The sequence below is a fragment of the Pseudomonadota bacterium genome (assembly GCA_037200975.1).
Taxonomy (GTDB): Bacteria; Pseudomonadota; Gammaproteobacteria; order Steroidobacterales; family Steroidobacteraceae; genus CADEED01.
Genome location: JBBCGI010000001.1, coordinates 1676786 through 1688864 on the forward strand (window position 1 = coordinate 1676786; position 12079 = coordinate 1688864).

A 12079-nucleotide genomic window follows, 5' to 3' on the forward strand; every position below is an offset into this window, starting at 1 on the left:
TCTTTACAGGACGCGCGTCGGCAGGGTCCGGTCCGCGATCTCTTCCATCGAGGTGGACAACACCTTGCGCAGCCGCTGGAATTGAAACTCGTATTGCACGAGATCACGCGCCGCGAGCCGCAGGTATTTGCGCAGGTGCGGATTCAGGTGCCGGTGGATGGACTCCGGTGGCACCTTGCGCAGCAGGCAGAACATCGCCAGCGCATGCACCAGCTCACCCTCGTTCAGATGGAAGTCGGACGTGTGTACGGCCGAGTTCGCCATGAACAGGCCGAAGCCCATGAACACCGCCGCGATGTCCACGGCCGGCTCGAGCAATGCATCGCCGCCGGGCACCGGTTCTTCGAAGGTGTCGACCAGAAAATGTGCCAGCTCGCGCGAGAACGTTGCCACCAGCGACATCGGCTCGAGCGTATCGGGCCGGTAGGTGATGATCGGGATGCGATCGGTGTTGCCCGTGTTGGTGCGCGGCTTTTCTGTCTGCGGCTCCACCGCGCACGGCCACTCGGACATGCCGGCGTGATCGCGCACGCGGCGGAACAAGGCACTGACACCCGCGTGCCCGCTCATGCCGCGATCGGGAAAATGATCCTCGGTGGGCAGCACCAGCGTGGTCTCGATGAACTTCGGAAAGCCGCCGCTGCTGCGCAGCAGCCACGCGAACGTGTCGAACTGCCAGTCGCGGCGCGACGCATCGAGAAACGGCTTCGGTTTGTTGAGCGTGGGCAAGCGCGGCGATCATGCCACGCGCTTCGCGCGCGGCTGCATGCCAATTTATTGACGCAACATAATCATTGCGCCTCGCTGGCGCACACCTGTGCGCGCCGCTGGTCGCGCGGCAGCTTGGCGAGTTCGCGCGCCGCCGCATAGAAGCGCGGCAGGTCGTGGCCGTTCTGCGCGATCATCCGTTCGAAACCCGGCACGCAGTCGTAATACGTCGCGAGTGAGGCGAGGCGCGCGTTGTTAGGCTTGCCTTCGAGCTCGGCGGCCAGGCCCGATTGCGTGCCGTAACGCGCATCGAGGGCTTTCAGTTCGCGCACCAGCGCCGCGAAAATCTCCGCCTTGTGCGCGCGCATCGCAACCGGCTCGAGCGGCGTGTGATACAGCGCCTCCAGCTGCGTGCGATACCGCGCCACGATGTGCATGGCCTCCGCCTGCCGCACGCGCCGCTTCTGGTACTTGTCGAGGTCCGCTTCGCGGCCGCGGAATTTCAGCCAGCGTGCCAACCCCTCGCGCTCCACCGCGACGGCAAACGCCTCGTTGAACGAGGTGTCATCCGGTATGTAGACCAGCTGGTGCGACAACTCATGGAACATGATCGAGGCGAGCTCGTCGTCGCCGTAGCTCATCATCGTGTTGAGGATAGGGTCGTTGAACTTGCCGAGCGTGGAATACGCGGGCACGCCGCCGATCATCGTGTCGAATCCTTCGTCGCGCAGGCGGGCGGCGAACTTTTCGGCGCTGGCCTCGTGAAAGTAACCGCGATAGGCCACGCAGCCGACCACCGGGAAACACCACTCCTTGGGCTGGACCGAGAACTCCGGCGTCGCGACCACGCTCCAGACGACGTACTCGCGTTCGAGGTCCGCGTACGTGGTGTAGCTCTTGTTGTTAGGCAGCCCGAGCTCGCGCGCGGCGAACTCGCGCGCGGCCCGCACCGATTCCAGCCGGGCCTTGAGATCGGCCGGAGCGTGCGGGTCGGCGATGACGCGTGTTATCGGTTTGCGCGCCGTGAGGATCTGCAGCTGACCCTTGGCCGCCTGGGCGACGTACAGCGCCCCGCAGCCCTGGAAGACGAGGCTTGCGGCGACCAGAAGCGCCGGTCTGACTTTGGTTAACATGCGTGGCATGCAAGTGTACTTGGTGGGCGGCGCGGTCCGGGACCGGTTGCTCGGGCGTGCAGTGTCCGAACGCGACTGGGTCGTCGTGGGCGCCACTCCGGCCGAACTGGAACGCGCGGGCTACCTTCCGGTGGGCCGCGACTTCCCCGTCTTCCTGCATCCAAAAACCAAGGAAGAACACGCGCTGGCGCGGCTCGAGCGCAAGGTGGCTCCCGGATATCGCGGCTTCACCACCGAATTCTCACCCGACGTGAAACTCGAGGACGACCTGCGCCGCCGCGACCTGACCATCAATGCGATGGCCGAGGATGACGCGGGCAATATCGTCGACCCCTATGGCGGCCGGCAGGATCTCGACGCGCGGCTGCTGCGGCACGTGTCCGAGGCGTTCGTCGAAGACCCGGTACGCATCCTGCGCGTGGCGCGGTTCGCCGCGCGTTACGCGCCGCTGGGTTTTCGGGTCGCCGATGAAACATTGGCGCTGATGCGCAAGATGGTCGCCGATGGCGAAGCCAACGCGCTGGTGGCCGAACGCGTGTGGACGGAAACGGAAAAGGCTCTCGGCGAGCCGCGGCCCGACGTATTCATCGGCGTGTTGCGCGACTGCGGCGCGTTGCAGGTCGTCTACCCGGAGATCGACGCATTGTTCGGTGTCCCGCAGCCCGAGAAATGGCATCCCGAGATCGATACCGGCGTTCACCAATTGCTCGCGTTGCGTGCGGCGGTGAAGCTCGGCGGCGGCGGCGCCGCGCGTTTCGCGGTGCTCATGCACGATCTCGGCAAGGGCGTGACGCCCGCCGAAATGTTGCCCTCGCATCACGGCCACGAGGAAACCGGCGTGGCGCTGGTCGAACAGTTGTGCGCGCGCCTGCGCGTGCCTAACCACCTGCGCGAACTGGGTGTCATGACCGCGCGTTTCCACACCCACGTGCATCGCGCGTTCGAGCTGCGCGCGGCGACGGTGTTGAGTACGCTGGAAAGCTGCGATGCGTTGCGGCGCCCGGAACGGTTCGCCGATTTCCTGCTGGCCTGCGAAGCGGACAAACGCGGCCGCAGCGGTCTGGAAGAGCAGCCCTACCCGCAACGCGCCTATTTCGCGCAGGCGCAGGCGGCGGCGGCGGCCGTTGCGATGTCCGCGGACGAACGGCGCGGCCTGACGGGCGAGCAGATCGGCCAGCAGCTGCGCAAGATGCGCATCGCGGCCATCGAAGAATTGAAGGCGGCCATACCAAAGACCTGAACCCGGTCGATCGAGGGGGCTCGATGATGAAGATGTCAGGCTGGTTTCTCCTGCTCGGCTTCGCGCTGTGCGCCGGCGCCCAACAACCCGCGCCCGCTTCCAATACCGCCGCCGCCGCGTCCCGCGACCTGTGGCTCGGCGACGAAGGCCGCTATGTGCGGCAATGGCTGTTGCTAGGCCCGGTGCGGGCCGCGCAGGCGGATGAAATCGCGAAGCCGGGCGCGGCCACTCAGATCGGTTTACCAACACGCGGCACCGCGCAAAACTTCTCCGACGGCAGCGCCGCCAGCTGGCGCGCGCAGGGTTCGTACGGCGACATCCTCGATGGCTTCAGCGCCGCGGGCATGAAGGATGGCGAAGCCGGCATCGCGCTGGCCAGCATCGAGCGCGCCAATGCCGGCAATGCCCGGCTGCTGATCGGCGGAAACGTGCTCGGCGTGTGGGTCAACGGGCGGTGGATAGGCGGCACACAGAGCTCGCCCGCGTTCGTCATCGACGGCGCGACTTATGAGGCGCCCTTCAATCAGGGCACCAACCTCGTCCTGCTACGCGTCGAAAGGCTCGATCGGCCGGTGCCGCTGACCCTGCGCGTGGTCGAACCGGGTTTCGTGAGCGAATCGGCAACCGGCATGGCGCCGTACCTGATGGAAGTCGGCGGCGCGCTGCAGGTGTTTCCGGGCACGACGTCGAACGCGAGCCAACCCACGATCGAATACGAGGCGATTGCGCCGGGCGGTCGCGTGCTCGGCACGCAGCGGGCCGGTCGCGCTGCGGCAGCGACATTCGATGCGACGCCATGGCCGGAAGGGCCGTACGAAATCCGTGTGCGCAGCCAGAACGCGCTGGGCGAGACCGTCATCGTTCACCTGCCCTGGTTCAAGGGCGATGCACAGGCCGCCGCGCAGCGCCTTCTCGAGGCCGCTGCCGCCCCGGGCGCCAGCGAGCAGGTGAAGATGCTGGCCGAGATGGCGCGCGATCGTCGCGACGGCGGCTGGCGCGAACTGCACTCCCCGCTGATGGAGTTCGCGGAGCTCGCGCTCGAGCGCGCCGGAAAGGTGGGTGGCGCCCGCAACAGCGGTTTCGTCCGGCTCGGCTGGACCGACGAGATCGACGGTTCGACACAGTTCTGCCGCGCCTATCTACCGGACACGTTCGAGGCCGGCAAGCCGCTGCCCGCGCTGCTGTTCCTGCACGGCTACAACCCGGCGAACCCGCCGTACGTGCGCTGGTGGTCGATCGCCGACCGCCACAACGGCGTGGCCGAACGCCACGACCTCATCGTTCTCGAGCCCATGGGCCGGGGCAACGTCGATTACCGCTGGATGGGTGAAGCCGACGTGCTGCGTTGCCTCGACGCGGCCACGCAGCGCTTCAAGATAGACCCGGAGCGCGTGTATCTCACGGGCGAATCCATGGGCGGCAACGGCACCTGGCTGATCGCCTCGCGTCATCCCGGCGTGTTCGCCGCGGCCGCGCCGGTGTTTGGCGGCTGGGATTACCGCATCAACGTCAACGGCTACAACTACACGAACCCCGAGGCGACGCGTCCGATGGAGCGTTTCCTGCACGAGGCGCACTCCTCGTTCGCCGGCGCCGAGGGCTTGCTCCATGTTCCGCTGTATGTGCTGCAAGGAGATCGCGACAACGCGGTGCCGGTGGAACAATCGCGACACGGCGTGCAGCTGCTGCAGCGCTGGGGTTATGACGTGCGTTACCGCGAGATTCCCGGCCGCGGGCACGAAGACCTGCGCGCCCGCGACGAAATCGCCGACTGGCTGCTCGAACACCGGCGCGTGACCGAGCCGCGCGAAGTGCGGCTGCGTTCGTACGACCTGGCCGGTGCCGCGGCGCACTGGCTCACGGTGTCGATGTGGCAGAACCCGTTCGAGATGATCGAGGCCCGCGCCCGCGTGGTGGACGGCGAGACCATCCGGATCGACACGAAGAACGTGGCGAGTATCGTATTCAGCCCGCCACCCGGAATGCTCACGCAGCGTGGCAGCGGCAAGCTCAATGTCGTGTGGAATGGCCGCCGCTTTCTGTCGTCGCTGCCGAAGACTGGCGTCTACGGCGCTACGGCGCCGGGCTTCGAAGGCAGCGCGGGCGACAAAAATCGCGCCCGCGAAGGCCGGCTCAGCTACTTCTTCGACACACCGTTCGCCATCGTGATCGGAACGACTTCGAAGGACTCCGCCATGAATGCGGGGCTCGCCGCCAAGGCCGATGCCTTCGTCGACGTGTGGGAGCGCTGGCAACACGTCAAACCACGCGTGTATCGCGATACCGAGATCACGCCCGACGTCGCGCGGCGTTACTCGCTGCTGCTGCTGGGCGGCGCGACCGCGAACGCGGTGAGCGCGCGGCTCGCACCGCAGCTGCCGATCGCCGTCACGCCGGCCGCGATCACGATCGGCGGCCGCAAATTCGCGGCCCGCGATGCGGTCGCGCAGCTGATCTACCCGCACCCGGAGAATTCGCAGCGTTACGTGCTGCTGGTCGAGGCGACCTCACCTGCCGGCCTGCGTTACTGGAACCCGCAGCAGTTCTGGCATGCGCTCAACGGCTTCCCGATGAATTTCTGGGACTGGACCATCGTCGACGGCCGGCACGTCACGCAGTCGCCCGGACTTTTGCCCGACCGCGGCTGGATCGCGGCGGGAATCTTCGATCGCCATTGGCGCCGCGACGATACGTTCACGGTGCCCGGCGATGCGGTGTTGCGCGCCCGCGCGCACTTGCGTGCGCCGCCGCCGCCCGGCTTCAAACTACCGGGCGCGGCGCTGGACGCGCTCACCGGACGCTACCAGATCGACGCCGGGCAGATCGGCGGTGGCGGGCTGATCAACGTCGTGCGGGCGGGAGACACGATCAGCGCGAGCGCGCCCGAAGGCGGCCGCGCCTTCACGCTCGAGGCCGAAACCGGCGACGATTTCGCCATCTTCGGCCTGGGCACACCGGTGACGTTCCGGCGCGATGGCGCGGGCGCCGTCACCGGCCTGCAATATCACTACAACGGCCAGGAGATCGTCGCCACGCGGCTCGGCGGTTCTTGAGGCGGGTATTCCGCACATCCCGTAAACTGCGCGCCCCGCAAGTGAAGAGACGCACATGTCCTGGCTCGAAGCGATCATCCTGGGGTTAGTCGAAGGCATCACCGAGTTCCTGCCGATCTCGAGCACCGGCCATCTGATCATCACGCGCTCCTTGTTAGGTCTCGAGGGCGCGGCGGTCGACCGGCAGCTCATCATCATCCAGGGCGCCGCCATCCTCGCGGTGTGCTGGGAATTCCGCCAGAAGCTGCTGCACACGGCATTCACGCTGCACAAGGACGCGGTATCGCGCCGCTTCGTGATCAATCTGTTCATCGTGTCGGTGCCACTCGCGGTGCTGGGCCTGCTTTTCGAGGATCAGATCAAGGCGGTGTTGTTCAACGCGGTGTCGGTCGCCATCGCGCTGGTGGTCGGCGGCGTCATCATCCTGTGGGCCGAGAAACGCACGCATACCGAACGCGTGCAGAACGTCGACCAGCTGACGGCGCTCGACGCGGTGAAGCTCGGCCTGTTCCAGGCGCTGGCGCTCATTCCGGGCACCAGCCGCTCGGGTGCGACCATCATCGGCGGCTTGTTATGCGGCCTGTCGCGCCGCACCGCCGCCGAATTTTCGTTCTTCGCCGCGCTGCCGGTGCTGCTGGCCGCCACCGCGCTCGAAATCTGGAAGGCGCGCGCCGAATTCGCGACGGCGGAAGTGGAGACACTGGCCGTGAGCTGCGTCGTGTCGTTCGTCAGCGCGTTGCTCGCCACCAAATTCCTGCTGCGGATCGTGAGCCGTTATTCCTTCGCATCCTTCGCCTGGTACCGCATCGCCTTCGGCGTGTTAATCCTGGTCACCGCCTACACCGGCGTGGTCCGCTGGTAAAAGGGGACATGCCTATTTAGGGAAAAGGGGACAGATCTATCTATTGAACGAACAACCTGCCATTTGCGGGCGCGTTCCATCAATAATTCGGTCTGGCTCCTTTCTCCTAAATAGGCATGTCCCCTTTTGCGTTCGTCACCGGAAATCTCCACTTCGTCAAAATTCCCTTCACCGCGCGGCGGTACGTCCCGAAGATCGGGCACATGAAATTCGACTTCGAGAAGTTCTACCAGGCGGTCAATGCCAAGCGCACGCAGCGCGCCGCGTCGTGGCGCCAGGTCGCACGCGAAATCGGCATCGGCAAATCCACTCTCGCACGCATGGCGCAGAACAAACGCCCCGACGCCGACGGCCTCGCCGCGCTGTCGTTCTGGGCCGAGGTGAATCCGGCGGACTTCGTGTTCGTCGACCAGCCGCCGGTCGCGGCCGCCGACAACGCGCAGCACGGCGCCAGCGCGATGAGCGCCTGAAGCAAACTACCCGGCTAGAAAGGGTTCGCCGCCCACTGCTTGATCTTCTCGTGGCAGCTGCGGCTCGACTGCAGGCGCGCCCCGCCGTGCAGCAGCACGATGTATTCGCCGTGCGGCCCCGTCTCGAGCTGCTGGATATGCCGCAGGTTCACGATCAACGAGCGGTGGATGCGCAGGAACATGGCCGGATCGAGCGATGCCTCGAGCGTCGCGATCGGCACGTGCAACAGGTGGCGCGAGCCCTTGAGGTGCAGCTGCACGTAGTTCTCCGCCGCCTGCACGTACAGGATGTCCTCGATACCCACGAATGAAATCTTGCCGGCGGCGCGCAGCGCGATCCGCGCCAGGTACTTCGGCTGCAGCGATAGCTGCTGCAGCAGCGAAACGACGTGGCGGTTGTCCGCTCCCTGGATGCGCAGCCGCTCGCGCACGCGCCCCAGTGCCTGCGAAAATCGCTCGCGCGTCACCGGTTTCAGCAGATAGTCGATGGCGTTCACCTCGAATGCCTGGATCGCGTACTTGTCGTGCGCGGTGATGAAGATGACCGGCGGAATCGCGTCCGCGCCGAGCTCTTTGAGCACACCAAAGCCGTCGAGCTCGGGCATCTGCACGTCGAGCAACAGCAGATCCGGCCGCTCGGCGCGGATCATCGCGACGGCTTCGGCGCCGTTGCGGGCCTGCGCCATGCCGGTGATCGACGCCTCGTCGCGCAGCAGCAGCGCGATACCCTCGCGCGCCAGCGGCTCGTCGTCGACGATCAGGACGTTCATTTCGGTTCCGCGCAGTGAAACGGCAAGGTCATCGTCACCAGCGCGCCACCGCGCGCATCGTTGGCGGTGTCGAGCGACGACCCATCGCCATAGAGTTGTTTGAGCCGCGCGCGCGTGTTTGTGAGGCCCAGCCTCGACCCCCCGGCGCCCGGTGCGCTGAATCCCGGGCCGTCATCGCGGACGGTCAGGTGCAACACATCGCCCACGCGCGCGGCGCGAATCTCGATGACACCCGGCGTGGCGCGTTGGCCGATGCCGTGCCGGATCGCGTTCTCGACGATGGGCTGCAATCCCATGTGGGGTACGGCGGCGTCGAGCAGTTCGGCATCGACGTCGATGTCCACGCGCAGCCGGTCCGAGAAGCGCACCTGCTCGATGGATAGATAGAGCTTCAGGTACTCGAGCTCGCGCGCCAGCGTCACCTCCTGCGCATCCATGTCCGCGAGCACCGCGCGCAGCAGGTCGCTGAAACGCGCCAGCGTCTCCTCCGCCTGCTGGCCCTTCTGCTGCCGTACCAGCACCACGATGGCGTTCAACGTGTTGAACAGGAAGTGCGGCTGCAATTGCGCCTTGAGCGCGCCGAGCCGCGCCTGCGCGACCTGGGTCTCGAGCTGCGAAGTGCGCAGATCCAGTCGCAGCGCCTCCTGCGCGCGCTCCTGGAAACGCGAGTAGTTGCGGATCGCCGACTGGATGCTCAGCACCACCCAGTACGCGAGAATGCCGGTGTGAAAGCCGAAGATGAACAGCAGCGTGATCTCGCTCTGGAACGTGATCGCGGGCACGATGGGCCAGAACTCGTTCCAGCCGAGATGAAACGCGGCCTCGAGGCCGAGGCGCGAGACAGTCCACGCGATGCTGAGCAGCAGATGCAGCGCGAGCACGCGCGCCAGGTTCTGCCGCTCGAGCGGCCAGCGGCGCCCGGCAAAGATGATCAACGGCGTCAGCAGGGCCGAGATGTAGATGTTGGCGAACCAGTAACGCAGGTCCGCCCACGGATTCGGATCTTCCCAATAGAAACGGCGCGTGACGTTCTGGCCGAAGTAGATGGCGCCGACCAGCGTCCAGCCGAGAAAGTAGAAAGCCCAGGGCTTGATCTTGCGCGGAATTCTCACAGGCCCGGGAGCTTAACCCTCAGCGACGCGGGTCGCTGAATACGAAGTCACGCGCTGCCTGCGCCTTGTGACAGGCATCGAAACAGGCGGCCTTCGCCTGGGCGGGCGTCAGTCCGATGGCGGTGTCGTTCGAGCTGAAGACGTTGAAATACCAGCCACCCGTGTCGGCGAAGTGTTTGCGGTCCTTGCGCATCACGGCGACGTGGCCGAGCAGGCCCGCCTGCCACACGCCGTGTTCGTCGGGGGCGGCGAGGACGCGTTCGTCCACGATGACCGAACCGTCGCGAAAGTGTCCCCAGCTCCCGAGCGCCGTGGGGTTGGCGAAATGATGCCGGAAGCCGCCCTGCCTTTCGTAGTTAGGGTTGCCGGGGCCGATCAGCTTGAACTTGACGACTTGCCAGTCCCGGTAGCCCTGCGGGAAGTAGACGTTGTCTGGCGTTCGTGCAACCGCGACGGCGGCCAGCACGCCCGCAATGGCGAGCGCAATCGCCCGGCCGGACATTCGCGTTGTCATGCACAGGGAATAACGCAAACTCGGCCCTGGCGGAAAGGTTGTTTGACCAGCTGGCCGGAACTGGTGACGAGCGGGAGGAACTATTTACAGAACCGGTGCGTGTTTTCGGGACGGCCGGCAGAAGTTGGCCCGCGGACCAGCACGATCCGGGTTTGCTAGAGCGTGAGCGTCTGCGTGGCGAAGCCCGAGAGCGGGGATTCGTACTGCCGCGCCAGCGCGATCACTTTGAAAACTTCGCCCATCTCTCCGGGCAGCAGCAGCCGGCGCGCTTCGCCGGCGAGCCGCGTTTGCGCCTTCATGTCGTCGCCGGCCGCCTGCAGGTCGGCAGTCAGCACGGCCTCGATGCCGGCGCCGATCAGGAACGCGGCCTGGGTCGCGAAGCCCTGCACTGCGAGGCCGGCGCTGTCGGCCGCTTCGGCGATACGCGTGAAATCCACCCACGCGGTGATGTCCTGCAGCCCGACGTTGACGAACGGGTCGTCGTGCGCGCGATGGCGGAAATGGCAGCGCAGCGTCCCCGTGATGCGCTCGGGATGATAGAGCTGCGCGCGCGGCAGACCGTAGTCGATCAACAGCGCTACGCCTTCCTCGAGATGCGCCGCGAGGCTCGCGATCCAGGGCTGGAACGACAGGCAGACTTCGGACACGTAACCATCGGGCAACGGCGCGGGCAGTGCCTCGACGATGTCCGCGACGGCATGCAGGAGCTCGGGCGTCGGGGAGGTCTCGCGCCAGACGAACCGGTCGCCTTCGAAGGCAACCCCGAGCGCGAACACGCCGATGCCGCCCGGCTGCGCGCGCAGCACGAATCGTTCGAATGGCATCGCGTCGAGCACTTCGTTGGCGAGCACCACGCCGCGGATCGGCGGCTCGGGCCACCGGTCTAACCACTGCACGCGGCGCGAGAGTTCCGCCGGCAGCTGCGACAGCCGCTCGCGTTGCCGCGCGGCGAGATCGGCGCTCACCTCGAGAATGAGATAACGGTCCGGCAGGACATCGAGCGTCGCGAGCTCCGTGAGGATGTCCGCGGCCATGCGTCCGGAGCCGGCGCCGAGCTCCAGCACATCGCCGCCGATGTCGCGCAGGACGTCCGCGGCCTGGCGCGCGAGGCAGCGCGAGAACAGGTTCGAAACCTCCGGCGCGGTGACGAAATCGCCGGCGTCACCGATTTTCGTGGCGCCAGCGCTGTAGTAGCCGAGCCCGGGCGCGTACAGCGCCAGGCGCATGAACGCGTCGAAACCCATGACGCCACCGCGTTCGGCGATGAAGGCGCGGATATGCGCCACCACGCGGTCGGAATGGGCCTGCTCGTCGGGCTCGAGCGGCGGCAAGGTTGTGACGGAGGCGGCAGAAGTCATAGAGTGCATCGTAAATGAGTGACCGAAGTCTAACGGGCAGGACGGTGTTGATCACGGGTGGCGCACGGCGCGTGGGCGCGGTGATCGCCCGCGTCCTGCACGAGGCTGGTGCGAACCTCGTCGTGCACTATCGACGATCGGCCAACGAAGCAGCGCAGCTCGCCGACGAACTCAACGCCAAACGTCCGAAATCCATCGTCACGATACAGGCGGATCTGCTGGACGTGGGCCAGCTGCCGTCACTGGTGGAATTCTCGCAGCGCGCTTTCGGCGGTCTCGATGTGCTGGTGAACAATGCGTCGTCGTTTTATCCCACGCCCATCGGCGAAGTGACGCCGGCCGCGTGGGACGACCTGATGGGGAGCAACCTCAAGGTGCCGTTGTTCCTGTCACAGGCCGCGGCGCCCGCGCTGCGCAAGTCGAACGGGCTGATCGTGAACATCGTCGATATCCATTCGTTGCGCCCGCTGCGTAATTACACGGTGTACTGCGCGGCAAAAGCCGGGCTGCACATGCTGACGCGATCGCTCGCGAAGGAACTCGGCCCCGAAGTGCGCGTGAACGGGATTTCGCCCGGGCCGGTGTTGTGGCCCGAGGGGCAGTCCGATGACGGTGCGCGCGAGAAGATCGTCGACAGCACCATCCTCAAGCGCATGGGTACGCCCCTGGACATCGCACGCGCCGTGCTGTTCTTCGCGACCTCGGCGCCGTTCATCACCGGCCAGATACTCGCCGTCGATGGCGGCCGCAGCGTTGGGTGGTAGGTCGGAGTCTAAGTCGGTGCCGGGTCGGACTTACCGAGCTGGCAGGTATGGGCAACGCTCAGCCAATTTCGTAAGTCCGACCCGGCACCGACTTA

At 66.2% G+C, this 12079-nt stretch carries 11 protein-coding genes; 5 read left to right on the plus strand and 6 right to left on the minus strand.

Annotated features, from left to right (window positions below; genetic code table 11):
- Positions 1–3 precede the first annotated feature (3 nt).
- The gene (locus WDO72_07440) at positions 4–729 is read right to left on the minus strand and encodes a hypothetical protein (protein ID MEJ0085497.1); all 726 of its coding nucleotides are present in this window, start codon (positions 727–729) and stop codon (positions 4–6) included.
- Positions 730–791: 62 nt separating this feature from the next.
- Positions 792–1841 (minus strand): aminopeptidase, encoded by a 1050-nt coding sequence (locus WDO72_07445; GenBank protein ID MEJ0085498.1) that lies wholly within the window; start codon positions 1839–1841, stop codon positions 792–794.
- Positions 1842–1848: 7 nt separating this feature from the next.
- Between WDO72_07445 and WDO72_07450 the strand changes: the two genes are divergently transcribed.
- The 4 genes from WDO72_07450 (at position 1849) to WDO72_07465 (ending at position 7466) form a co-directional block, all read left to right on the plus strand.
- The gene (locus tag WDO72_07450) at positions 1849–3081 is read left to right on the plus strand and encodes a multifunctional CCA addition/repair protein (protein MEJ0085499.1); all 1233 of its coding nucleotides are present in this window, start codon (positions 1849–1851) and stop codon (positions 3079–3081) included.
- 23 nt (positions 3082–3104) lie between these two features.
- Positions 3105–6134 carry a prolyl oligopeptidase family serine peptidase gene (locus tag WDO72_07455; protein ID MEJ0085500.1) on the plus strand — a complete coding sequence of 1010 codons (3030 nt, stop codon included), beginning with the start codon at positions 3105–3107 and terminating at the stop codon, positions 6132–6134.
- 55 nt (positions 6135–6189) lie between these two features.
- Positions 6190–6996, plus strand: coding sequence for an undecaprenyl-diphosphate phosphatase (locus tag WDO72_07460; protein ID MEJ0085501.1), 807 nt, complete (start codon positions 6190–6192; stop codon positions 6994–6996).
- A gap of 203 nt (positions 6997–7199) precedes the next feature.
- Positions 7200–7466 (plus strand): helix-turn-helix transcriptional regulator, encoded by a 267-nt coding sequence (locus tag WDO72_07465; protein ID MEJ0085502.1) that lies wholly within the window; start codon positions 7200–7202, stop codon positions 7464–7466.
- A 14-nt stretch (positions 7467–7480) separates the two neighbouring features.
- On the opposite strand, the gene WDO72_07470 is transcribed toward WDO72_07465, so the two are convergent.
- From WDO72_07470 to WDO72_07485, 4 genes are all read right to left on the minus strand, one after another.
- Positions 7481–8236: a LytTR family DNA-binding domain-containing protein gene (locus WDO72_07470; protein ID MEJ0085503.1), complete on the minus strand. Its 756-nt coding sequence runs from the start codon at positions 8234–8236 to the stop codon at positions 7481–7483.
- Positions 8233–9348 carry a sensor histidine kinase gene (locus WDO72_07475; protein MEJ0085504.1) on the minus strand — a complete coding sequence of 372 codons (1116 nt, stop codon included), beginning with the start codon at positions 9346–9348 and terminating at the stop codon, positions 8233–8235. Before WDO72_07475 ends, WDO72_07470 begins: the two co-directional genes overlap by 4 nt.
- A gap of 19 nt (positions 9349–9367) precedes the next feature.
- The gene (locus WDO72_07480) at positions 9368–9850 is read right to left on the minus strand and encodes a cytochrome P460 family protein (GenBank protein ID MEJ0085505.1); all 483 of its coding nucleotides are present in this window, start codon (positions 9848–9850) and stop codon (positions 9368–9370) included.
- Positions 9851–10017: 167 nt separating this feature from the next.
- Positions 10018–11220, minus strand: a complete 1203-nt coding sequence (locus tag WDO72_07485) for an SAM-dependent methyltransferase (GenBank protein ID MEJ0085506.1) — start codon at positions 11218–11220, stop codon at positions 10018–10020.
- Positions 11221–11234: 14 nt separating this feature from the next.
- On the opposite strand from WDO72_07485, the gene WDO72_07490 reads away from it, so the two are divergent.
- Entirely contained in the window at positions 11235–11984 is a 750-nt protein-coding gene (locus WDO72_07490) for a pteridine reductase (protein MEJ0085507.1), read from the plus strand.
- Positions 11985–12079: the final 95 nt, after the last annotated feature.